We start from the raw sequence: 22,995 nt of genomic DNA on the forward strand, positions 1-22,995 counted from the left end.
AACAGTTGAGATTATAAAATCCATAACAAACATTGAAAATTAATTCTCATAATTATTGAGAATACTAAAAATATCTAAGCTATTGATTTTAAGGTTCGAATATATAAAAACATCGAGCTATAAATAAGAGGATATCCTCATATTGTGATAAAAAGAGTTATTTAATTAAAATCAATCCAAAAAAAAACCACATTCTAAAAAGAATGTGGTTTTTAAAGTGATGTGAGCCCTGCAGGATTCGAACCTGCGACCGCCTCCTTAGAAGGGAGGTGCTCTATCCAGCTGAGCTAAGAGCCCTAATCAACAATAAGTCGGGGTAGCAAGATTCGAACTTGCGACCTCCTCGTCCCAAACGAGGCGCGATAACCGGGCTACGCTATACCCCGAAATATACACTAAGTGTATAAATCTTTAAATAACAAAACAGATGGTTACTCATCTGTTTTGTTATGACTTGCGGAGAGACAGGGATTCGAACCCTGGGTAAGTGTTTCCACCTACGACGATTTAGCAAACCGCTCCTTTCGGCCACTCAGGCACCTCTCCTTTAATAAAATAATGAACTTGCTTGTTGTAAGCGGATGCAAATTTACATCAACAAATAGAAGAAAACAAGAATAATTTCAACTTTAATTCAAAAAAAAATAAAGATTATATACAGTGCTATTCTATTCAATTAAAAATCAGATACTCACCTCTAATTATTGCCAATAAAATAATTTAAAAAAAATCACATTTTCGCGAAAGCGGTATTCATCAATACCTTCTCAAAGCAAAATATCCAGTAAACGTCACGTTTGAAAGGGTATTTGCCTTATACCAAAATCCATTATCAAAAAGCATTTTACCATGATAGTTTCCATCCCAACCTTGACCATAAGGAGAAATAGTCTTGAGACGCTTTCCAAACCTGTCGTAAATTTCTATACTCGTAACTGTCTCTCCACGTATTACTACTCCCCTCACTTGCCAAGTGTCATTAACACCATCTCCATTAGGAGTGAAGTATTTTGGAAATCCCGGGTCAGGTTTGATACGCCTGCTATCCAAGCCACAACCGTTGCGGTCTCTTACATAAACCTGAATATCTGTCGCATCAATATTTGTAAGTAATGGACTAGATTGATAAGGGCCATTCTCACTAGTGCTAGAATATTCAAAATCACCTTCCTCTTCTAATTCTACAAGAACGTTTACTGTGTTTCCTTGATTTGAAATCACTAAGTTATCAATGATAGGAGGATCAATTATAGAAACCTCAAACGAGTGGGTTGCTGTACAAATAATAATTCCAGAATCAATAACTGTTTCTGTACTCACCTCCACCATATATACTCCTGAGGTATTGATTGTAACTAGAGCGTCTGATGATATACTCACCATTTCACCATCACTTATTGTACTCCACACAATGCGCTCATACGGTTCTAGATAGCTCAGGATTAATGGAGCATTATCTCTGCAAATCTCATAATTTTCGGCGAGATCAATTATGGGATTTAAATCAACCATTTCACCTGTAATTCCATCTGTGTAAGGGCCACAACCATAGGTGGTCGTAAAGCTTGTTTGCGTACAATTTTGTGCCTCTCCAGCAGCATTAAAAGGTGTTATGGTTACAAAGTATAAAGTTCCTTCAAGAAAGTCAAGTACGGCTGTAGATGTAGCTAGACCAATATCTGTATTTGCAAGTACGTCTGATCCTCCGGGTGTTGTACCTATTCTTATAAGATAACCCTCTACATTAGTCACTGCTGGCCATTCAAGTATTGGTGTGAGTGCAACTTCAGTTGCTCCATCTGCTGGCGCTATAAGTTGGGTGCAGTCTGGTATTTCCGTAGCAATATTTTCTGTAGTAAATGAGGTCTCTGCACAACCTGTGGCTTGTCCATTCTCATTATATGCTATCACGGTAACAAAATACGTCGTATCAGGTTCAAAATTTACATCGTTATTATACGTCAAAGTATTACCTAAATTCTGGGCACTTACGACATCGATTCCTCCAGGTGAAGTACCTATATTTATAATGTAGCCCGTAGCTCTAGGCGCATAAGGCCAACTTATTGTAGTGTTTAAAGAAACGTCTACTGCTCCATTTACTGGAAAACTTGCTTGCGTACAGGACGGAATAACGGTAACATCTTCCGTAGTAAAAGACTGACTATTGCATGACTGCGAGCCACTTACAAAAAAGGCTCGGATCGTAATGTAGATGATTGTACTTTCTGGCATTCCCTGCGGAGGATTAAAACTCGCTGAAATACCTACACTAAAATTATTGAGTATGTCTGCACCTCCTGCAGTAGTACCTAAGTCTATAAAATAATTAACTGCTCCTGCTACTGGCTCAAAACTTATTGGGGCAATTACAGAAACATTGGTTTCTCCTTGAGCTGGAGAAATAAGCAAAGCACAGCTGGTGTCTTGAACGGCCGCTTTCGCGAAAACGTGAAAAACACAAAACAGTCCTATTAAATAGAACCGAAGGCAACTCTCTTTACAGCTCAAGTTCATTCCACAAAGTTTTCAAAATAAAGACCTATCAAATATACTGACTAGTCGTTAAAGCATCTTGTAGGAAAAATAGGTGTGATTTTAAATCAATTAAAATCTAAAATAAAGAGGTTTGCGACTCAGAATCATCATCATCGTTGCCTACTTCACCATCTGCTTTTTTTACGGGTTGAGAAGAACTCTTTTCTGGAATTACTTCTTCCTCACCTACCACTTCAATATTTTCTTTTTCCTCTTCTACCTCCTCATAAGGTAAAGACTCCATCCAGTTTACACCTTTAAGCTTTTCTGTATAAAACGTATTACCTAGGGCACTTATACCTTTTACAGCTATAAAGTCTTCCATGGATACAATCTCATTTTCCTTAGCCTCCTTACCTCGCTGCTTGTAAAATATCATTTCGGCTACTGGTCGCCAGTCGGTAGAGACAAGCTCTAGCACGCTATTCTCATGATCAGATATAAATGTTTCTTCTTTATCTGGAGTATCTATAAGAAAACGCTTACCGTAATAACGATCTTTATTACCGTCCCAATAGATAGCCGTAATAGGCTTTTGCGGATTCCATTTTTCTAACACAATCATATCTTCATCAAAATGATGAGTCACTTCTGGAATAATCGTGCGCACATTACCATGCTGATTGATAATCAATAAACGGTCATCTGGACGGAATTCACCCAGAAGATCTCCGCGCTCATCTAGGTTAAGACGCTGTACCGTATTATCAAACCAAATTTTACGTGGTTTAAGCGTAGATAACCCTTTTTCTTTAAGCTCTACAGATTTAACTGCATTTTTAGAAACGATGTTACCTTTGGAAGATCGGCCTTTTATAATTACATCTGCAAAGTCTATTTCTAATCGGAGCTTCTTTATAGAGGCAACTGCTCTCAAGTATACCGTAACTAGTTCTGCTTCTCCATTAGGGTTTGCACTAAAATAAAGTACCTGAGCGCTTTTCTGGTCTCCAGCAAGCTTATAATCATTATTACGCGTAACAGAGGTAACGTTAAAACGCTTAACGTACGTAGGTAATCCATTACCTGCTCTGTAAATCATATTGTATGTTGTACGCTTATCCTTTTTCTTGAAAATAGCGACATGCAAAATATCCTTACCTATAAAGGTTTTAGACTCCACCTTTACCACCATCATCGTTCCAGACTTTGTAAATACAATTACATCATCTATATCAGAACAATCGGTTACATACTCATCTTTTTTAAGAGATGTTCCCACAAATCCTTCTTCACGGTTTACATAAAGTTTCGTATTTCTCAATACTACCTTGGCTGCTTGAATATCATCAAAGATTTTAATCTCTGTTTTGCGTTCTTTTCCTTCGCCGTAGTCCTTTTTTAATCTTGTGAAATAATCTATCGCATATTGCGTAAGATTATCTAGGTGATATTTTACTTGAGTGATTTGATCCTCTAATGCATCTATCTTCTGTTGTGCTTTGTCTATATCAAACTTAGAAATACGTTTTATACGTATCTCCGTTAGTCTTGTGATATCCTCAACAGTAACCGCTCTTTTTAGATGACCTATATGTGGTTTTAAACCGTCATCAATTGCCTTAATTACACCATCCCAAGTTTCTTGCTCTTCAATGTCACGGTAAATTCTATTTTCAATAAAAATACGCTCTAGTGAAGCATAATGCCATTGGTTTTCAAACTCACCTAACTGAATCTCAAGTTCTGCTTTTAATAAATCTTTTGTACGGTCTGTTGAGCGACGTAACATCTCTGTTACTCCCACAAAGAGTGGTTTATTATTTTCTATAACACAACTAAGCGGTGATATAGAAGTCTCACAATTTGTAAATGCATACAATGCATCAATTGTTTTATCTGGTGAGATTCCAGCAGGAAGATGTACTAATATCTCTACGTTTGCAGAAGTATTATCTTCTATTTTTTTAATCTTAATCTTACCCTTGTCGTTTGCTTTAAGAATAGAATCTATAAGCGATGTAGTAGTCTGCCCAAAAGGTAACTCAGTAATAACGAGCGTGTTTTTATCCTGCTGACTTATACGCGCTCTACAACGTACTCTACCACCTCGTAATCCATCTTTATAGTCAGTAAAATCGGCTATACCTGCTGTAGGGAAATCTGGATATAATGTAAATTTCTTATCCTTAAGATGCTTGATAGAAGCATCTATTAGTTCTATAAAATTATGAGGAAGTACCTTTGTACTCAAACCTACAGCAATACCTTCTGCTCCAGATGCTAGCAACATTGGGAACATTACTGGTAGATTTATCGGCTCCTTCTTTCGTCCATCGTATGAAGCTTGCCATTCTGTAATTTTTGGATTGTAGACAACATCAAGTGCAAACTTGGTAAGTCTTGCTTCTATGTAACGAGATGCCGCTGCGCGGTCACCTGTTAGAATATTTCCCCAGTTACCTTGGGTATCAATGAGTAGATCTTTTTGCCCTATTTGCACCATGGCATCACCTATACTCGCATCACCATGAGGGTGATACTGCATCGTGTGACCTACCACATTTGCAACCTTGTTATAGCGACCATCATCAAGCTCCTTGAGAGCATGCATAATACGACGTTGTACCGGTTTGAAACCATCTTCTATAGATGGAACGGCACGCTCTAGAATTACATAAGATGCATAATCTAGAAACCAGTCTTCAAACATCCCCGAAACTCGAGTGATGCTTTCTCCTCCACCGTCCACTACTTCTGCTGGAAGTGTTTCTGGATTTAATTCTTCGTCTTCGTTATGGTCGTTTATTTCTTCGCTCATTAATTGGTTGTAATAACACTTACTTTTTTAATGGTTCCATCGTGTCTTGCCACGGCGTTACAAATACATTTATGAATCTATGGTCGCCATAGGTCTGAACTCGCACTTCACGTTTGTCTTCATTTTCCTTAAAACTTGCGATAAAGCGATAGTTCATAGTATCTGAGGTCGTCCCTTTAACACTTTTTAGTTTCATATTCTTTAAAGTACCAGCTTCATTTCTTATTGATTTATAATAAGCTATACCTTCATCACTTTTCAAATATTCCTTTAAATCGCTAGACACAGAAAATTTTCTAAACTCAATTGGTTCATCACCCATCACAGCTTTGGCAAATCTTTTTGCTTCTCCTGTATTAATCTTCATTACCGTATTTATTACTGCAGAGGCACACCCCATCAATAAAATACTCACCATTGCAATTAATGTAAATCTCTTTATCATATTTCTTGTTTTAAAGTTCTATAACTATAGACGCTTAAAAACTTATAATAGTTGCCTCAATCTTTATTTATTCACGATTTCGCGAAAGCGCACTACTAATCCTCCTCCACTACTCTGTCTAGTTCTACCTTGAGATTCTCAATAATAAACTTCTGTCTATCTGGCGTGTTTTTACCCATGTAAAAAGACAATAATTCTTCAATCATCAAAGCTTTATCTAGCATTACTGGCGCTAGCCTTATATCTTCTCCTATAAAAAACTGGAACTCATCTGGTGATATCTCACCCAGTCCCTTAAATCGAGTAATTTCTGGTTTTGCACCTAGGCGCGCCATAGCATCTGCCTTTTCTTGATCACTATAACAGTACACTGTTTCTTTCTTATTACGCACTCTAAAAAGAGGTGTTTCTAATATGTATAAATGTCCTTCTTTTATAAGCTCTGGAAAGAACTGCAAGAAGAAGGTGATTAATAATAATCGTATGTGCATACCGTCAACATCGGCATCTGTTGCTATCACAATGTTGTTATAACGTAAGTCTTCTATAGATTCTTCTATATTAAGTGCAGCTTGCAAGAGATTAAACTCCTCGTTTTCGTAAACGATTTTCTTTGAAAGTCCGTAGCTATTAAGAGGCTTTCCTTTAAGACTAAAAACAGCTTGTGTGTTTACATCACGTGACTTTGTAATTGATCCAGATGCTGAATCTCCCTCGGTAATAAACAACGTAGTCTCGAGGTTACGTTCTTTCTTACTATCTGTAAGGTGGATACGGCAATCTCTTAATTTCTTATTATGAAGGTTTGCTTTTTTTGCCCTGTCTTTTGCTAGTTTACGTATTCCAGAAAGATCCTTTCGCTCACGTTCTGCTTGTAATATTTTACGTTGCAGTGCATCGGCTACAGGAGTATTTTTATGTAAAAAGTTATCAAGTGCAGTTTTAAGAAAATCATTAATATACGTTCTTACGGTAGGTAACTCACCTCCCATATCTGTAGATCCTAGTTTGGTCTTCGTTTGCGACTCAAAAACAGGCTCCATCACCTTGATACTTATGGCAGAGACAATAGATTTTCTAATATCTGATGCCTCATAACTCTTATTATAAAACTCACGAATAGTTTTTACTATGCTTTCGCGAAAAGCTGCCTGGTGCGTTCCACCCTGCGTAGTATTCTGTCCATTTACAAATGAATGATACTCCTCAGAATATTGCGATTTACTATGTGTAATTGCAACTTCAATATCTTCTCCTTTTAAGTGGATGATATCATATAAGCGATCTCCCTCTGCAATACTTTCTGAAAGTAAATCTTTCAGTCCATTTTCAGAAAAAAATTTCTCCCCGTTAAATACAATCGTTAATCCTGGATTAAGATACACGTAGTTCTTAATTAAACGTTCTACGTACTCAGAGCGAAATTTAAAGTTCTTAAAAATCTCTGCGTCTGGAACAAAAGACACTTTAGTACCGCGTCTGCGAGAGGTCTCATCTAGCAAATCTTGATTTGTTAGTTCGCCACGAGCAAACTCTGCACTTGCAGATTTTGCATCTCTAGTAGATTCTACTCTAAAGTAGCTGGATAATGCGTTTACCGCCTTAGTACCTACTCCATTTAAACCTACAGATTTTTTAAAAGCACGCGAATCATACTTACCTCCCGTGTTCATTTTTGAAACAACATCTACTACTTTTCCAAGCGGAATACCACGACCGTAATCACGTACGATTACTTTTTCTCCTTGTATGGAAATCTCTATGGTCTTCCCGGCTCCCATTACAAACTCATCGATACAGTTATCAAGCACCTCTTTTACAAGGATATAGATACCGTCATCTGCGCTAGAACCATCACCTAGTTTACCTATGTACATCCCTGGACGCATGCGGATGTGCTCCTTCCAATCGAGCGATCGGATATTATCTTCGTTGTATTGTGTTTCTTGAGTCATAAAATGTCGTGGAGTCGCTAATATAAGGACTTGCAATGGCTTAAAGAACCTCAAAATAAAGAAATAATTAACAATTTTAAAAATAGCATTGTTGATTACCAAATTCTCTATGCTTTCGCGAAAATATGATTAAATTATTCTCTCTCCTTTTTCTTTACAAACCATGCGATTTGTATCTTTCTATCCTTACAAAGTTAGATTTTATGGCAGTATTAAATGGATTAAATCGAAGATTATTATTAATCGCCTTTGTAGGTGGCGCCATTGCTATACTACTGATTTATAAAAGCCAAACAACAACATCTCCCGAAGTTCGTACAGCCGAAGATTTACTAGAAAAAGTAATGAACGCTAGTGGTACAAAAAAGCGTTACAACAACATAGAAAACATACGCTTTGAAAAAGCTTTTCATCTATACCACGAAGATGGAACTGTAGAAATAGATCGTACTGAGTTACATCAATATGATTTTAGTAATGGAACACAACGTAATGTAAGTTGGTCATCAGATACTACAAATTATGAACTTATACAAAAGGACACAGCTATATACCAGACTATAAATAATATCAGAGACACTATTACAACAAAAGTTTCACTACAGAATAAACTAAATGCCGCTACTTTCGTTTTAGGACTGCCCTACACTTTAGATAGTGATAGTTCGACAAAAACATACAATGGCTTACAAGATTTTGAAGGCGTAAGATCACATGAACTGGTCGTTACATTTACAGGTAGCGAAGATGTCTGGAGCCTTTATTATGAGCCAAAAACGTTTGCATGGCTAGGTTACTGGGTACAAACCCCAGATCACTATAGCCTTGTTATTAATGATGAAATGACAGAGGTGGACGGATTTCAATTTTCGCGAAAGCGTAACAGTTACCGCACAGATTCCTTCAAAGTGAGACAATACTTAAGAGCAGATTACGATTACTCAAACTATGAAATAAAGTAAATTAAGACTGTACTTTTGCCTCGATAATCTCGATAGCAGACTGCACCGTTTCCATTTTTTCTATCTCATCATCTTCAATAGTAATATCAAAATGATCTTCTACGTCAAGCACGACATCTACAAGGTTTGCAGAATTTACGTTGAGTTCTTGAGTTAAGTGGCTTGTAGGTTTTATATCATCTACAGAGACATCTTCTGGTAGGTAAATTTTGATGATATTCTTTAATGCTTCGTAGTGTTCGTTATTCATAATCTTATGTGTAAGCTGTGATAATTACCACAGTGTGTTATTTTAAATATTTAGTTATTCAAATTTCTTAAAAAGCATACAGCAATTAACATCGCCAAAACCAAAACTAGCTTTTGCCGCTACGTTTACAGGCATATCAATGGTTTGTGTGAGAACTTTATCTTGAGCTACGCGCGCTAATATTTCCGGATGTATGTGAGCCGAGTTAATATTTCCAAAAATACGACCTTCTTCAAGTTCTAAAATAGTCGCTACGGTCTCAATACTCCCAGCCGCCGCGAGACAGTGTCCCGTCATACTTTTAAGAGAATTGATATAAGGAAAATCCTTTCCTTTTAATCCTAAGGCTTCACTCCAATTTGCGACCTCGGTAGGACACATCCCTGTAGAGGTGAGATGCCCATTTATGGTATCAATTTCCGTCGCAGATACTCCTGCATTTTTAACGGCAGTTTTTATACAATGCTGTACAGCCTCACTATTAGGTGCAGTCATAGTACCGCCATTACGCTGTCCTCCGCTATTTACTGCACCACCTAAAACTTCGGCATATATCTTTGCCCCTCGTTGTTGTGCACTTTCGAGAGTTTCTAGCACTAATGCTCCTGCTCCAGCACCTGGCACAAAACCATTTGCATCTTCCTGCATAGGTCTGCTCCCAGCTTCTGGATCTTCATTATATTTTTTTGTGAGTACGCGCATCGCATCAAAACCTCCCCAAATATAAGGACCGCTATCATTGCAACTGCCTACAAGCATTCTCACAGCATCACCGTTGCGCACACGCTCATAGCCCATAAGTACGCTTTCTAGTCCTGTAGTGCAAGCACTAGAATTAGTAGTTACTTGGTTTCCACAACCTAGATACCCTCCTAAATATGCACTAATACCACTTGCCATCGTTTGCACAACAGAAGTACTTCCTAAGCGGCGTACTTTGCCTTCATCAGTTAGGTATATAGCACTTCTAAATTTTTCGGCACCTAGTAAGGAAACTCCAAAAACGATTCCGCTATCATAATCAACGGTGTCTTTATCCGTAGGTGCAAGTCCAGCGTCTGTCCACGCATCTACTCCTGCTATCATTCCGTACTCAATTCCAGAACTTTGTAAATCTCGCAGTTGTAAAGCTGTAAAATAGTTTTCGAGCATTCCTTTTGGAATTTCTGGCTGCCCTGCAATCTGACACCCAAAGTTGAGGTCTGCTAGTTTCTGGTGAAATTTAATTCCACTTTTACCTGAGAATATGGCATCAGAAAATGCTTTGAGACCTATTCCATTAGGTGCACAAACGCCCATTCCAGTTATAACTACTCTATTTTTCATTATTTAGTACTAAAAATTCCTGCAAGTGTTCCTTTTACACATACCTCATCTTGCGCATTAAGAAGCTTCACATTACATTTTAATTTATTAAATCTAAAATAGGCCTCCTCTGATACAACGGTCACTTTCTCGCCAGGCATCACAGGTTTTAAAAACTCAACATCTGCGCTAGTAAATGCTACTTTTAAAGCAGCTAGATCTTGACCTGCCAACTTAGAAATACCCAGACTTACTAAACCTATTTGCGCCATGCATTCTGTAAGTATCACGCCAGGTGTAACAGGATTACCCTTAAAGTGTCCTTCATAAAAATAAGATGCTCTAGAAAATGTATAAGAACCAACAATATATGAGTCACCCAGCTCTTCTATCTGATCTACAAATAGAAAAGGTGCCGTATAAGGTAATAGCGCTATGATCTCTTCACTACTCATCGTATATGCTCTCCTCCATCTACAGGAATCACTGTCCCGTTAATCCAGGATGCTTCATCACGTGTTAATAAATACACAGCATTGCCTACATCCTTAGGCAGTGTTAATCGCTTATAGGGATTACGTTGTTGTGCCATTTCTTTCATATGCTCACTCCCAGGTATGAGGCGTAAGCTCTCTGTATCTGTCACTCCTGCTTGAATACAGTTAGACGTAAGACCTAGTGGTGCAAACTCTAATGCAATCCCTCTCGAGATGGCTTCAAGAGCTGCTTTGGCCGCAGCAACTGCGCCATATTGTGGCCATGCTTTGCTGCTACCTTCACTTGTAAATGCAATGGCTCTAGCAGATGGGGTAAATAATTCCGCTTTCGCGAAAGCGGATACCCAATCATAATAACTCACTGCCATAGCGTCCAGTGTGCCTTTAAAATCCTCGTTACTAAGCGTAGCGCCGTCTTCTGAATATAAAGGCTTCAAATTACCACGGGCGATGCTATGCACCACTACTTTTATGGCTCCTACACCCACAGTATCTTTTATTTCAGTGATAGTAGCTTGACGCTTATCTGCATTAAGGGCATCTGTATTATATGATAAAATGGTCGCTCCAGAAACTTCCATCTCACGCATAGCGTCTTCAAAAGCTGCTATCACACTACGACGAGATCTATGAATGATGATGATATTCATTCCCTCATGCGCTAGTTTCTTTGCGGTGGCTAGCCCAAGACCTGAGCTACCTCCTAAGATTACTGCATATTTATTCTTATAAGATTGACTCATCACTTACCATTTTAATAATACACGTTGCGCCGAGAATCCTGGACCAAAACTCAACATAATTCCTAAGTCTCCTTCCTTACATTCTCTATCAAGAAAACGTTCTAAAACGTACAACACAGTAGCACTACTCATATTTCCATATAATTTAAGTATCTCCTTCGTGTCGTCTATATTCTTTCCAAGCTTACCAAAGAGATCCTCAACCGTTTCTACAATTTTACGTCCTCCTGGATGAAATATAAGATGATTTACATCTTCTATACTATATCCATTCTTTTCTAAAAAAGGATGAATTATATCTGGAAACTTATCTGCTATCTGTTGTGGCACCTGTTGATCTAGAATCATCTGTAAACCACTATTTACAAGCTTAAAGCCCATCATTTCTTGAGCATCATAAAAGTGATACATTTCTGTATCCACTATTTGCGGCCCGCTATCTTCTTCTTTACTTGACATGAGAACGCAAGCCGCACCATCTCCAAAGATAGCTGCACTCACCACGTTTACCATCGAGTAATCATCATGTTGAAAGGTAGCCGTAGGACTTTCTATCGCAATTACTGCTGCTCGTTTTCCAGGATTTGCTTTAAGAAATTCATTTGCATATAGCACACCACTTACTCCAGCAGCACAACCCATCTCCGTTACCGGTAATCGTACAATATCTTGGCGTAGTTTGAGCGCGTTAATTAGATATGCATCTAGCGAAGGTATCATGATACCTGTACAGCTTACCGTAATGATATAGTCTAGGCTAGTACCTTCCCATGAGGCTTTAGTAAGCGCTTTAGATAACACCTGCTCGCCTAGTTTTACAACCTCACGAGTGTAAATGTCATTTTTTTCTTGAAAACTTGTGGCTGTAAACACCTCTTCTGGCGCCATAATGCTATAGCGCTTGTCTACAGCAGCATTACCAAAAATCTTCTTAACCTTACGTTTAAAACGATCTTCTTGCCCATCTAGCCATAGGTCTAGAAAAGGCATTATCTCTGCTGTAGTACGTGAATATTGTGGTAACTGTTTTGCTACCGTCGTAATGGTTACGCTCATATAGTTTTTATCACCCACAAATATCTAAACGCCCATTTCCATTGTATGGAATAGTCGTCTAGTGCAAGTTGTTTTGAATAGGTTTCTAATTCTTTTCTTCTAAAAGAACGGGCAATGCTCACTCTTCCGTCGTATTTAGCAATCTTACTTTTCATAAATATACCGCTAAAAAGCTGAAATAAACGGTACGCTATCTTACTTCGCTGTAAATCGTTAACTATGATACCAATACTTGCCAACTTTTTAAATTTCTCCATAAACACCAATAGTTGTTCATCAGAAAAATGGTGCATTGTTAAGGTACATATAATCACATCACATTCAAACGTAGTTTCATCTATCGTTAATATATTCTGGCGGCTAAAGGTTAAGTTATCATAGTCCTTAGATTTCTCTCGGGCGCTATCAATACTTTTATCATTGATATCAACCCCAAAAAACGAAATATCAATAGTGCTTTTTTGAAAGTGCTTAGCTATGTGTCTCAATACCTCTCCATCGCTACAACCCACATCTACTATCTTCCATTTCCTTTTCTCGGGGTGTGCACTTATTAATTCTTCTAGCGCGGTAATCGTAATGTGATTACCTCCTAGGTATTTATTTACCGTAGCGAGGTCCTTTAATGCTAGATGTAAGTCTGCCTCCGGAAGACTGGGGTCATCCATTAACTCAGGAGTGGTGCTACGATTTTTAAAATTCATTATGTTATAAGATTTCCGTGTGTAGACTGTATCACGCTACTTAATAATTTTGGCGACTTTTGAAGTATCCCTACTCCTAATCTAGTTATCGTTGTATTATGCAACCCACGCTGTATAAGCGCCCCGTTGCGCATTCTCTTGGCAAAGTTGCGTTTCCATTGTTTTGTGTATTCTTTCTCTAGCTGTTCTCGTTTATTTAGATTTCCTCTATGATCAATAAGACACTCACTAGCAATCTTTGCGCTATGTATTGCCATTGCCATACCGTTACCGCATAAAGGATGTATAAGTCCTGCACTATCACCTATCATAAGTATGTGATTTTCCACAGCAGATTTATCTTGAAATGAGATCTGACTAATGGTGAGTGGTTTTTCAAAAATAGGTTCCGCTTGCGCGAAAAATTCTTTTAAATAACGATTTTGCTCTAACACCTCAACTCGATATGTGTCTAAGTCTTTATGCTTTTTGAACGAATTTACATCTGCTAGATAACAAACATTTATTGCGTCTGTTTCCACTTTTGATAATCCGCAGTAACCTCCTGAAAAATTGTGCAATGCTACTAGATCTTCTGGAAATTGTCCAGCATAATGTGCTTTTACACCCATCCAAGGGGATTTTGTACTTATAAATTTTCGCGAAAGCGTAATATCTAATCCGCTTCTCTTACCAAAAGCTCCAAGAGCATAAGGCGCCCGAAAGCTTTTATCTTTTGTAGTGACCTCAAATTCCTCTCTCCCGAAAGTAACATTTATCACTGTTGCCTGCTCAAATACCAACCCTAAACTTAAAGCTCGTTCATATAGCGCTAGATCTAAAGCATACCTGCTAATCCCAAAACCTCCTAAGGGAAGTGCAATCTCAAGTGCATTTCCAGAGAGTCCAGAAAATTGAAAACGGTTTATTTTCTTAGCGCCATTAGTTATGGGATATATACCTAACGCATCAAGATATGGCAATACTTCATTAGAAACGTACTCTCCACATACCTTATGCTTAGGGTATGTATTTTTCTCAATAAGAACCACAGAGAAGTCAGCTTGCAGCAAGTGTACAGCGGCTGTGAGTCCTGCAAGACCCCCACCTATTATTATGATATCACAATCTTGTTCCACTATGTGAATTTACAGATTAGATTGCATAAAAAATCCCCAAAACATAAGTTTTGAGGATTTTGTGATTTCTGTTTAACAGAAGGATTTAGTTCCCTCCGTTTGCTTCTTTCATTGCATCCTGCTTCATCTCTTCGTTAGGAACAATAGCAAGTTGAACACGTCTGTTTTGAGCACGTCCCTCTGCAGTATCATTACTTGCAGCTGGCTGCGCTTCACCGTACCATACCGTTGTAAATCTTCCTGCAGATAATCCAGTACCCACCATATAATTAGTAACTGCGTTAGCTCTATTTTGTGATAAGGTCATGTTATTTGTATCCGACCCTACACTATCAGTATGTCCAGCAACTACAACATTAGTTTGATTATATTCTTTCATAATATTAGAAAGTTTATTTAGTAACGTTTGGCTTGCTGTATTAACGTTGTACTTTGCAGTATCAAAGTAAACACCAGAGGTTTCATCAAATGTCACTACAATGCCATCATCTATACGCTCTACAGTAGCTCCTGGAAGTTCTTGCTCGATTTGTTGTGCTTGCTTATCCATCTTGTTACCAATTAGAACACCTGCTCCACCACCTACTACACCACCTATAACGGCTCCTAGTTCTCCATTTCCACCTTTACCAGCATTGTTCCCAATGATAGCTCCAAGGATTGCTCCACCTGTAGCTCCTATAACAGCTCCTTTCTGTTTGTTGTTTGCATTTTTTGTAGCCTCACAACTTGTGAAACCTGTAAGCATTGCTGCTCCTAATGCTATTACTGTGATATTTCTTACTATATTTTTCATAATCTTAATTCTTTAAGTTGATTGTTGACTACAGACTACTCTGCTATTTTTGTAAAATTCATTGTGATATTAAATGGCTTTCCTTCTACGCTTACTGTCTGTGACATTTGTAATTGATCTTCAGAAAGGTAAGAAAGTGCAACTCTAAAACCAGCATTAGTTTCAGACTTCATTTTGGCATCTGTTGGTTTTACAAGAATATTATAATTCATATCATCCCCTTCATTATCTGGAATACTCCATACGAAGTAACGCTTCTCTATATCACAGCCTACTCCAGAAAGTTCGTAGTTTCCAAAGTTATTATTTGGGATAAAACGCCATGTACTTCCTTCCATACATTCTTGTGATGCGTCATTGAAAAGGTTGATTTTAAAAGTTCCTTGACGATCATAACTTACTTCGTTAAGCGTCCAAGTTCCTTTGAGTGTTTTTTTAGATTGCTTTACCACTTGAGATGGTCCACAGCTTGCTATAGTAGCAACTAAAAGAACGAGTATTACTGATTTTATATATTTCATAATAGTTAGGGTTAAATTAAAAAAAGCAACCTTTCATAAGTGAAAGGCTGCGTTTTAAGTATGTTTAGATAGTCTTATCTTTTAAATAATCTACTTACTAAAGAAAGTAAGAAGAGTACAATAAAGATGAAGAATAATATTTTTGCAATGCTTTCTGCACCTTCTGCGATTCCTCCAAATCCAAATACTGCTGCGATGATTGCAATGATGATAAAAATAACTGTCCAGCGTAACATAATATATTGTTTTTATTGATTAGTATGATGTAAAAGTATCTGTATATGCCGCTTTATTTTTATGCTTTAGCAGCTTTTAACTAGGATCTGTTAACGATACGCCAATAATAATTGCAAACATTGGTTTTTGCTTAAAATATTAACATCTTAAACCATCGTATAAAACAAAGCCCCTAACTACATGATGTAGTTAGGGGCTTTTAATTTTTTTATACTTGTCTTAGTAATCTAGTAACTCTTGAAGTGTGCTAGCTAATCGCTCTACAGGTAAATACTGTTTCTCAAGTTCTGCATCAAAAGGTATAGGAGTATCTAAACTCGCAACACGTCTTACAGGAGCATCTAGGCTTTCAAAACATTCTTCCATAATCATTGCCGAAATATCAGACATTACAGATCCAAAGGCGCTGTCTTCTGTAAGTAGTAACACTCTTCCCGTTTTACGTACAGAGGTAATTATTGCTTCTTTATCTAACGGCTGTAACGTACGCAAGTCTAGTAAATCTGCAGAGACATTAATACTATCAAGCAACTCAATTGCCCAGTGCACGCCTGCGCCATAGGTTATAATAGTTACTTGCTCGCCTTCTCTTACTAATGAAGCTCTACCTAGAGGTAATGTGTAGTAGTTAGTTGGCACCTCTTGACGGATGCTGCGATATAATTTTTTATGCTCAAAAAACAGTACTGGATTAGGGTCTTCTATTGCAGTCGCTAGCAATCCTTTTGCATCTGCTGGAAACGCTGGATACACCACTTTTAAACCTGGTGTATGGGTAAACCACGCTTCATTTGTTTGCGAGTGAAAAGGACCTGCCCCCACACCAGCACCACAAGGCATACGTATCACCACATCTGCGGGTTGAGACCAACGATAGTGTGATTTTGCGAGGTAGTTTACAATAGGATTAAACCCAGAAGTTGCAAAATCTGAGAATTGCATTTCCATCAGTGCTTTTTTACCATTGATTGCAAGACCCATAGCTGTCTCTACAATGGCGCTCTCGCAAATAGGTGTGTTACGCACACGATCGCGACCAAACTGCTCCACAAAACCATCAGTGATTTTAAATACACCTCCGTATTCGGCTACATCTTGCCCCATGATCACAAGATCATCATACTTCTCCATAGACTGTCTCAGTCCTTGGGAAATTGCATCAATCAAGCGGAGTTCTTCTGTGTCTTTGCTTGGTACGCTTTCGCGAAAGCTAAACGGAGCATATACATCATTCATCTCAGTTTCTAGATTAGGAGTTATATTCTCCTCTGCATATGCTTTATCTAGATGTTCTGTGATTTCCTCTTTAATAGAGACTTCATAAGCATCTTTTGTCTCTTGAGAGAGAATCCCTTCTTGAATTAAGTACTTTTCAAAATTAAGTAGCGGGTCTTTTTCTCCCCATACTTCCATTAATTCCTCAGGAACATACTTGGTACCACTTGCTTCCTCGTGACCACGCATTCTAAATGTTTTAAACTCTATTAAAACAGGACGCGGATTGTTACGAATATCTTCAGTAATTTCTGAAATCTTAGTGTAGACCTCTAGAATATTATTCCCATCAATGATGTGAGATTCCATCCCATAACCTTTTGCTCTATCTGCAAGATGCTCACAATTATATTGCTCACTAGTAGGTGTCGATAGTCCGTATCCGTTATTCTCTATGCAGAATAGCACAGGTAACTGCCACACAGAAGCGACGTTTAGCGCTTCGTGAAAATCTCCTTCACTTGTTCCACCTTCCCCAGTAAATACTGTGGTTACAGCCTTCTCACTACGTAATTTATGTGCAAGTGCAATACCATCTGCCACACCTAGTTGCGGACCTAAGTGAGATATCATACCTACAATATTAAATTCTTGTGTCCCAAAGTGAAAACTACGATCGCGTCCCTTTGTAAAGCCGCTCATTTTCCCTTGCCACTGTGTAAATAATCTATATAAAGGAATCTCACGAGTAGTAAAAACACCGAGGTTACGGTGCATAGGTAATATGTACTCTTCTGGCTTCATCGCAGCAGTAACTCCTACGGAGATTGCTTCTTGGCCTATTCCAGAAAACCATTTTGACACCTTTCCTTGTCTTAGTAAAATAAGCATGCGCTCCTCTATTAATCGAGGTTTAAGCATTGCTCTGTATAGTCTAAGTAAGGTATCGTTATCTAAAGATGCTCTATTGTAAATAAAGGTTATGCTAGATTTTGTTGTAGTCGCCATTAGGTTGTTATCTATTACCTCAAATGTAGCGAATTATAAGAACGAAAACGATATCGCGATTTATTTTGATTTCATTCTAATTTATCATTACCTCTCTAGCATAAAATAACCCATTATGGCATAAGTACCGTAATGGGCTATTAGTATATATTCAAAAAATTCTCCTATTCAGGTGCTACGTAATCTTTATGAGTAAGCACCCATAATTCAACTTGCTCATCCTCTCGCCAGTGTTGGTCACGTTTTGTCTCTTCAGAGGCTTTTCTAACTTTCTTTTTTAAGCATTTTTCTAATTGGAATCTTCCACCTTTTTCAAGCTCTTGCTCTATAGGGTGCGTATCAATTAGATGTGTGATTTTGGCAAGGTTAGAAAATATGAGTACTAATTTTCCGTCTGGCAATAATGCATCTTTTGCCTTGGTAAAAAATGTTGGGAAAAGATCTTCATTATAATACATTGCCTCATCTATATTCTCAAGCTTTTGAGAAGAAGGCAACCACGGCGGATTAAAAACAATAAGCTCTGTAGGCTTATTAAATTTACCAAAATACGGCGCATAATCCAGCTCAATCTTACGCGAGAGCTTTGTGTCTCCCATAGATTCCTTTAATCCTATAATTGCATTAGGATTTGTATCTGTCCCAAATACTTTTTGAAAACCAGACTGTACCATCTGCAATGATAATACACCACTACCTATACCTACATCAATAGCCGTTTTCTTAGATCCTTCATAACGCTTTAACCAGTTGTCAAAAAGCTTAAGATGATCAAAACGAGTTGGAAAATACGTTCCATAATAAGGGTGAACTTTATTACGTAACACAGGAATTACAATTCCATTTTTATACCACTGCCATGCACTATTAAGTCCTTGAACTTGAGGAAACGTAAGTAAAAAGTCTTCTGTTTCTGGGTATAGCTTTTCAAACCAGCCTATGGAAGGTGCTTTTTTTACAGCAAGCGCATGATTTACCACTTCTATCACAATAAAGTTTGACATTCTATGGTACGCTTCACGGTGCGCACGCTGCTCTTCAAAAGAATCATTAGGCATTGTTCTGTCTAAATGAACTTTGAGCGCCTTAAGTAGCGTCAACCCATCACTATAAAATGCTGAGATTAAAACCTCCTTTCCTTGCTCTAGTAATCTAATGGTGCGTTTTACATCTGTATCACGCTCAAAAGTACCTCTTCTTTTTTCTGAAGTAATAGGGGTCGGTCTATGTAATGGTATGTCTGTACTCATGCTGTTATGTCGTTTAGTAGTGGGATTGTATCTCTATAATTATAAGTTGTAAAGAACATCCCATAATCAATTATTGCAGTGCGCGAAGATATAAACTGCTTCTTAAAGGTACGCTATTAAAACCCATCGATATAAGGCGATATAAAAGTTATTGAAATATTTAAGGTTGACTATAATAATGTTTCCGCTTTCGCGAAAATGTGAGAAAAAGCAGCTCAATTTTTTATAATAAAACACATAGTTGACAATCTCAAACTGTACGCTATTTCCATACTTTTGTAAGATGGTTATAATTATAGGAGCTGGATTATCAGGATTACTTACAGCATATCGATTACAAGAACAAGGGATTCCCTATACCATTCTCGAGGCGAGATCTCGCGTAGGAGGAAGAATACACACACTTTACAATGAGAAGCAAGCTCCCGTAGAAATGGGCGCAACATGGTTCGGAGATTATCATACGGAGGTTGTTCGACTTTTGGAGGAGTTAGACATTCCTAGATTTACACAGCACATGGATGCTACTGTTTTTTATGAACCTGTGGGCAGCAATGGAGCACAGCAAGTAAAAATCCCACCACAAGCAGCTAGTTATAGAGTAGCGGGCGGAACATCTGCATTAATCAATGCGATTTACAACAAGCTAGATAGCGCAAATGTTTTACTAAATCAATCTGTAAAATCCATTCGCTACATAAATAATAAAGTGCAAGTTTTAAGTAAAGACACCTTTGAAGGAGATGTAGTCGTTCTTGCGTTACCTCCAAAACTTTGGGGTTCTCATATTAATTTTGAGCCGCAATTATCAGATAATTTAAAACAACTTTCATTACAAACGCACACCTGGATGGAAGACTCCATAAAAGTGGCGATTACCTATCCTACCCCTTTCTGGAAAGAAGCGCAAAAGCCTAGTACACTCTTTAGCAACATAGGACCCGTGACTGAATTTTACAACCATGAAAATGTTGAAAAATCAAAATTTGCGCTTTGCGGCTTTGTAAATGCTTCATATAGCAAACTGAGTAATGAAGAACGTCAAAAGCTAGTTGTAAATCAGCTGGTGAGTGTTTTTGGCGCAAGTGCGCAAGACTATATAGCATATCACGAATGCGTCTGGAGCAATGAGCCACAAACTCATGTAGTATCTGAGAGTCCATTATTTCCTCATCAAAACAACGGCAACCCACTATTTCGTGAGTCTCTATGGAATAACAGTTTATTTATCTCAAGTTCAGAAAGTGCAAAAGAGTTTCCAGGATATATGGATGGTGCAATTTCATCGGCAAATGAAACTGCTGCCAAGATTATAAAACGATTAGACTTATAATAAGTTGCTTAAATGTTTTAAATTATTTTAATCAAAAATAACGGGCAAAAAAAAATGCGACTTCCCAAAGGAAGTCGCATTTTTTTTAGTTGGTCGAATTTTATTAATGTACAGCTACTTTATTTAAAGCGTCTGCAATAATTGTATCGCCTTTTATAATTTCAAAAGTAGATTTATTTGCTACATCGTCATTTAATGTGCGCACTAATGTTTGTGCAACATCATTTCGGCTTATCTCACCTCTTTTATTGAGCTTTTCGGCAAGCTCTATTTTATTTGTTAGTTCGTTATCTGTAAGACTTCCAGGTCTTACAATAGCATAATTTAATCCGCTGTCTTTTAGATATTCATCAGCATTATGCTTCGCTTTCAAGTAATCCTGTAACTCTTCTGCCTCAGAAGGATTATCTGCACCCATGGAGCTTAACATCACAAACTTCTTAATGTTATGCTGTTTTGATGCGTCAATCATTTTCTTTGCACCTTCTTGATCAACCTCTACAACTTTCTTTCCTCCAGATCCTGCTGCAAAAAGTACTTTATCGTATGATTGATTAAAAACCGGACTTACATCCTCTTCTAGATCTCCCATAACCGTCTCTACTCCTTGTGATTCGAAAAAGCTTTTTTGCTCTTCTTTTCTCACCATTGCGATTGGATTGAAATATTGAGATTCTTTTAATAAGTTAACTATTTTTTTTCCTGTGGTACCATGTGCACCTGCTACTAATATCTTTTCCATGACCTCAAGATACAGGCTTATCGCGTGTTTTAAAAAAAACGACTCTCAGTTTAACTATGATTTAATAGAAATGAGTAAATATTTAAGTTATTCATTAAAGTTATTAACACTATGAGGAAACTTTTAAGAGTGCGCTTTCGCGAAAGCGTAACCCTAAAATATCACGTCTTGACACCTCTTAACTGCTTATAAAACCTATAGAAAATTCTTATCTTCGTAACACAACCCTAAAGAAGGAAAAGATGAATAATATACCAAGTGTAGATCTCGCAGATTTTTTAAGTGATGATCCTAACCGTAAAGCAAAATTTGTTCAAGAAATAGGTTCTGCATACGAAGACATAGGATTTGTATCATTAAAGAATCACTTTCTAGATGACCAGCTTGTAGATGGATTATATAAGAATGTGAAGGGCTTTTTTGCACTTCCTGAGGATACTAAGAAAAAGTACGAAATAGAAGGTGGTGGTGGCCAGCGTGGTTACATTTCTTTTGGAAAAGAACATGCAAAAGGAAAGAAAGAAGGAGATTTAAAAGAATTCTGGCATTTTGGTCAAGAAGCAGACGAAGACGCAAACCTTGCCGAAGCGTATCCAGAGAATATTGATGTAGCGGAGTTACCAGAGTTCAATGAAAAAGGTATGGAAGCATACCGCATGCTAGAAAAAACAGGTATTTATGTACTTAGAGCGCTAGCACTATATATAGGTCTTGATGAATTCTATTTTGATCACTGGGCAAATAATGGGAACAGCATCTTGCGCCCTATTCATTACCCACCTATTAGTGAAGAGCCTAAGGGAGCGGTACGTGCCGGAGCACACGGAGACATCAACCTGATTACATTATTAATGGGAGCATCTGCTGGAGGTCTTCAAGTGTTACGTAAAGATGGAGAATGGATAGACGCTATACCTAACGAAGATGAGCTAGTAATAAATGTAGGTGACATGCTAGAGCGCCATACTAATAATAAGTTACGTTCTACCATACATCGTGTGATTAATCCGCCTAAAGAAGAATGGGGAACGGCTCGTTACAGCATTCCTTTCTTTATGCACCCACGATCAGATATGAAACTTAACTGTCTTGATGAGTGTATAAGTGAAGAGCACCCTAAAGCGTTTGAGGATATTACTGCAGGAGAATTTTTACACCAACGCCTTGTAGAAATAGGATTGATTAAAGAATAAATATGGACTTAGGCGACCAATTAAAGAATCTTTTTCCTGATCACACTCCGGAAAAAGATCCTATAGAAAATCTTGATATAGAAGATACACTCTGGATTCAAAATGACCCACTCATCTGTAAATATGAGAAACGTAAAGGCAAACCCATTACAATAATTGAAGGTTATACTGGAGAAACATCAGACTTTAAAATCCTAGCTAAAGAGATTAAGGTCTTACTTGGTGTAGGAGGAAGTTTTAAAAATGAAAGTATTATCATTCAAGGCGATTACAGAGATCGCATCATGAGTTTTTTAAAAGAAAAAGGCTTCAAAACTAAACGTGTAGGCGGCTAGTATATCTATTATTAAAACTGTTGCCATTTTA

General features: G+C 37.8%; 21 protein-coding genes and 3 tRNA genes. 4 read left to right on the top strand and 20 right to left on the bottom strand.

Annotated elements, in window-relative coordinates; genetic code table 11:
- Positions 1-223 precede the first annotated feature (223 nt).
- The 7 genes from DCS32_RS14630 to DCS32_RS14660 all read right to left on the bottom strand — a co-directional run bounded on the left by DCS32_RS14630 (position 224) and on the right by DCS32_RS14660 (position 7,699).
- Positions 224-297: transfer RNA gene (locus tag DCS32_RS14630), tRNA-Arg, on the bottom strand.
- A 14-nt stretch (positions 298-311) separates the two neighbouring features.
- Positions 312-386, bottom strand: a tRNA-Pro gene (locus DCS32_RS14635).
- 71 nt (positions 387-457) lie between these two features.
- Positions 458-546, bottom strand: a tRNA-Ser gene (locus DCS32_RS14640).
- Between the two features lie 210 nt (positions 547-756).
- Positions 757-2,517 carry a T9SS type B sorting domain-containing protein gene (locus DCS32_RS14645; protein WP_108878954.1) on the bottom strand — a complete coding sequence of 587 codons (1,761 nt, stop codon included), beginning with the start codon at positions 2,515-2,517 and terminating at the stop codon, positions 757-759.
- A gap of 97 nt (positions 2,518-2,614) precedes the next feature.
- Positions 2,615-5,299, bottom strand: a complete 2,685-nt coding sequence (locus DCS32_RS14650; protein ID WP_108878955.1) for a DNA gyrase/topoisomerase IV subunit A — start codon at positions 5,297-5,299, stop codon at positions 2,615-2,617.
- Between the two features lie 19 nt (positions 5,300-5,318).
- Positions 5,319-5,744, bottom strand: a complete 426-nt coding sequence (locus DCS32_RS14655; protein WP_108878956.1) for a hypothetical protein — start codon at positions 5,742-5,744, stop codon at positions 5,319-5,321.
- Between the two features lie 95 nt (positions 5,745-5,839).
- On the bottom strand, positions 5,840-7,699 hold the full coding sequence (locus DCS32_RS14660) for a DNA topoisomerase IV subunit B (protein WP_108878957.1): 1,860 nt from the start codon (positions 7,697-7,699) through the stop codon (positions 5,840-5,842).
- Between the two features lie 203 nt (positions 7,700-7,902).
- Here DCS32_RS14660 and DCS32_RS14665 point away from each other — a divergent pair, with 203 nt between their 5' ends.
- Positions 7,903-8,661: a hypothetical protein gene (locus tag DCS32_RS14665; RefSeq protein WP_162533670.1), complete on the top strand. Its 759-nt coding sequence runs from the start codon at positions 7,903-7,905 to the stop codon at positions 8,659-8,661.
- A gap of 1 nt (position 8,662) precedes the next feature.
- On the opposite strand, the gene DCS32_RS14670 is transcribed toward DCS32_RS14665, so the two are convergent.
- The 12 genes from DCS32_RS14670 to DCS32_RS14725 form a co-directional block, all read right to left on the bottom strand.
- A complete protein-coding gene (locus DCS32_RS14670) occupies positions 8,663-8,911 on the bottom strand; it encodes a phosphopantetheine-binding protein (RefSeq protein WP_108878959.1) in 249 nt (82 codons plus the stop codon).
- Positions 8,912-8,965: 54 nt separating this feature from the next.
- The gene (locus DCS32_RS14675) at positions 8,966-10,237 is read right to left on the bottom strand and encodes a beta-ketoacyl-[acyl-carrier-protein] synthase family protein (protein ID WP_108878960.1); all 1,272 of its coding nucleotides are present in this window, start codon (positions 10,235-10,237) and stop codon (positions 8,966-8,968) included.
- Complete coding sequence (locus tag DCS32_RS14680) at positions 10,237-10,671, bottom strand: 3-hydroxyacyl-ACP dehydratase FabZ family protein (protein ID WP_108878961.1); 435 nt, start codon at positions 10,669-10,671, stop codon at positions 10,237-10,239. Before DCS32_RS14680 ends, DCS32_RS14675 begins: the two co-directional genes overlap by 1 nt.
- Positions 10,668-11,456 carry an SDR family oxidoreductase gene (locus DCS32_RS14685; protein WP_108878962.1) on the bottom strand — a complete coding sequence of 263 codons (789 nt, stop codon included), beginning with the start codon at positions 11,454-11,456 and terminating at the stop codon, positions 10,668-10,670. The genes DCS32_RS14680 and DCS32_RS14685 overlap by 4 nt, the downstream gene beginning before the upstream one ends.
- A 3-nt stretch (positions 11,457-11,459) precedes the next feature.
- Positions 11,460-12,512, bottom strand: coding sequence for a type III polyketide synthase (locus tag DCS32_RS14690; protein WP_108878963.1), 1,053 nt, complete (start codon positions 12,510-12,512; stop codon positions 11,460-11,462).
- Complete coding sequence (locus DCS32_RS14695) at positions 12,509-13,216, bottom strand: methyltransferase domain-containing protein (RefSeq protein ID WP_108878964.1); 708 nt, start codon at positions 13,214-13,216, stop codon at positions 12,509-12,511. The genes DCS32_RS14690 and DCS32_RS14695 overlap by 4 nt, the downstream gene beginning before the upstream one ends.
- Positions 13,216-14,334 carry an NAD(P)/FAD-dependent oxidoreductase gene (locus DCS32_RS14700; protein ID WP_108878965.1) on the bottom strand — a complete coding sequence of 373 codons (1,119 nt, stop codon included), beginning with the start codon at positions 14,332-14,334 and terminating at the stop codon, positions 13,216-13,218. The genes DCS32_RS14695 and DCS32_RS14700 overlap by 1 nt, the downstream gene beginning before the upstream one ends.
- A gap of 85 nt (positions 14,335-14,419) precedes the next feature.
- Complete coding sequence (locus DCS32_RS14705) at positions 14,420-15,130, bottom strand: OmpA family protein (RefSeq protein WP_108878966.1); 711 nt, start codon at positions 15,128-15,130, stop codon at positions 14,420-14,422.
- Between the two features lie 35 nt (positions 15,131-15,165).
- Entirely contained in the window at positions 15,166-15,651 is a 486-nt protein-coding gene (locus tag DCS32_RS14710) for a lipocalin family protein (RefSeq protein WP_108878967.1), read from the bottom strand.
- A 74-nt stretch (positions 15,652-15,725) separates the two neighbouring features.
- On the bottom strand, positions 15,726-15,887 hold the full coding sequence (locus tag DCS32_RS14715) for a DUF1328 domain-containing protein (protein WP_108878968.1): 162 nt from the start codon (positions 15,885-15,887) through the stop codon (positions 15,726-15,728).
- Positions 15,888-16,107: 220 nt separating this feature from the next.
- On the bottom strand, positions 16,108-18,111 hold the full coding sequence (locus tag DCS32_RS14720) for a thiamine pyrophosphate-dependent enzyme (RefSeq protein WP_108878969.1): 2,004 nt from the start codon (positions 18,109-18,111) through the stop codon (positions 16,108-16,110).
- 164 nt (positions 18,112-18,275) lie between these two features.
- On the bottom strand, positions 18,276-19,361 hold the full coding sequence (locus DCS32_RS14725; protein ID WP_108878970.1) for a methyltransferase: 1,086 nt from the start codon (positions 19,359-19,361) through the stop codon (positions 18,276-18,278).
- A 283-nt stretch (positions 19,362-19,644) separates the two neighbouring features.
- Here DCS32_RS14725 and DCS32_RS14730 point away from each other — a divergent pair, with 283 nt between their 5' ends.
- Positions 19,645-20,694, top strand: coding sequence for a flavin monoamine oxidase family protein (locus DCS32_RS14730; protein WP_108879308.1), 1,050 nt, complete (start codon positions 19,645-19,647; stop codon positions 20,692-20,694).
- 103 nt (positions 20,695-20,797) lie between these two features.
- On the opposite strand, the gene DCS32_RS14735 is transcribed toward DCS32_RS14730, so the two are convergent.
- The gene (locus tag DCS32_RS14735; protein ID WP_108878971.1) at positions 20,798-21,436 is read right to left on the bottom strand and encodes an SDR family oxidoreductase; all 639 of its coding nucleotides are present in this window, start codon (positions 21,434-21,436) and stop codon (positions 20,798-20,800) included.
- A 242-nt stretch (positions 21,437-21,678) separates the two neighbouring features.
- Between DCS32_RS14735 and DCS32_RS14740 the strand changes: the two genes are divergently transcribed.
- Together DCS32_RS14740 and DCS32_RS14745 are read left to right on the top strand one after the other, a co-directional pair.
- A complete protein-coding gene (locus DCS32_RS14740) occupies positions 21,679-22,629 on the top strand; it encodes an isopenicillin N synthase family dioxygenase (RefSeq protein WP_108878972.1) in 951 nt (316 codons plus the stop codon).
- A 2-nt stretch (positions 22,630-22,631) separates the two neighbouring features.
- Positions 22,632-22,964 carry a translation initiation factor gene (locus DCS32_RS14745; RefSeq protein ID WP_013751998.1) on the top strand — a complete coding sequence of 111 codons (333 nt, stop codon included), beginning with the start codon at positions 22,632-22,634 and terminating at the stop codon, positions 22,962-22,964.
- Positions 22,965-22,995: the final 31 nt, after the last annotated feature.

Source organism: Dokdonia sp. Dokd-P16, from assembly GCF_003095655.1.
Lineage (GTDB): Bacteria > Bacteroidota > Bacteroidia > Flavobacteriales > Flavobacteriaceae > Dokdonia.

Excerpts from the sequence above, each read along its gene's own strand:
- DCS32_RS14720 (WP_108878969.1), bottom strand. The coding sequence starts at position 18,111 with ATGGCGACTACAACAAAATCTAGCATAACCTTTATTTACAATAGAGCA.
- DCS32_RS14665 (WP_162533670.1), top strand. The coding sequence starts at position 7,903 with ATGGCAGTATTAAATGGATTAAATCGAAGATTATTATTAATCGCCTTT.
- DCS32_RS14745 (WP_013751998.1), top strand. The coding sequence starts at position 22,632 with ATGGACTTAGGCGACCAATTAAAGAATCTTTTTCCTGATCACACTCCG.
- DCS32_RS14705 (WP_108878966.1), bottom strand. The coding sequence starts at position 15,130 with ATGAAAAATATAGTAAGAAATATCACAGTAATAGCATTAGGAGCAGCA.
- DCS32_RS14725 (WP_108878970.1), bottom strand. The coding sequence starts at position 19,361 with ATGAGTACAGACATACCATTACATAGACCGACCCCTATTACTTCAGAA.
- DCS32_RS14715 (WP_108878968.1), bottom strand. The coding sequence starts at position 15,887 with ATGTTACGCTGGACAGTTATTTTTATCATCATTGCAATCATCGCAGCA.
- DCS32_RS14650 (WP_108878955.1), bottom strand. The coding sequence starts at position 5,299 with ATGAGCGAAGAAATAAACGACCATAACGAAGACGAAGAATTAAATCCA.
- DCS32_RS14695 (WP_108878964.1), bottom strand. The coding sequence starts at position 13,216 with ATGAATTTTAAAAATCGTAGCACCACTCCTGAGTTAATGGATGACCCC.
- DCS32_RS14685 (WP_108878962.1), bottom strand. The coding sequence starts at position 11,456 with ATGAGTCAATCTTATAAGAATAAATATGCAGTAATCTTAGGAGGTAGC.
- DCS32_RS14645 (WP_108878954.1), bottom strand. The coding sequence starts at position 2,517 with ATGAACTTGAGCTGTAAAGAGAGTTGCCTTCGGTTCTATTTAATAGGA.
- DCS32_RS14735 (WP_108878971.1), bottom strand. The coding sequence starts at position 21,436 with ATGGAAAAGATATTAGTAGCAGGTGCACATGGTACCACAGGAAAAAAA.
- DCS32_RS14710 (WP_108878967.1), bottom strand. The coding sequence starts at position 15,651 with ATGAAATATATAAAATCAGTAATACTCGTTCTTTTAGTTGCTACTATA.
- DCS32_RS14730 (WP_108879308.1), top strand. The coding sequence starts at position 19,645 with ATGGTTATAATTATAGGAGCTGGATTATCAGGATTACTTACAGCATAT.
- DCS32_RS14690 (WP_108878963.1), bottom strand. The coding sequence starts at position 12,512 with ATGAGCGTAACCATTACGACGGTAGCAAAACAGTTACCACAATATTCA.
- DCS32_RS14660 (WP_108878957.1), bottom strand. The coding sequence starts at position 7,699 with ATGACTCAAGAAACACAATACAACGAAGATAATATCCGATCGCTCGAT.
- DCS32_RS14740 (WP_108878972.1), top strand. The coding sequence starts at position 21,679 with ATGAATAATATACCAAGTGTAGATCTCGCAGATTTTTTAAGTGATGAT.
- DCS32_RS14675 (WP_108878960.1), bottom strand. The coding sequence starts at position 10,237 with ATGAAAAATAGAGTAGTTATAACTGGAATGGGCGTTTGTGCACCTAAT.
- DCS32_RS14680 (WP_108878961.1), bottom strand. The coding sequence starts at position 10,671 with ATGAGTAGTGAAGAGATCATAGCGCTATTACCTTATACGGCACCTTTT.
- DCS32_RS14670 (WP_108878959.1), bottom strand. The coding sequence starts at position 8,911 with ATGAATAACGAACACTACGAAGCATTAAAGAATATCATCAAAATTTAC.
- DCS32_RS14655 (WP_108878956.1), bottom strand. The coding sequence starts at position 5,744 with ATGATAAAGAGATTTACATTAATTGCAATGGTGAGTATTTTATTGATG.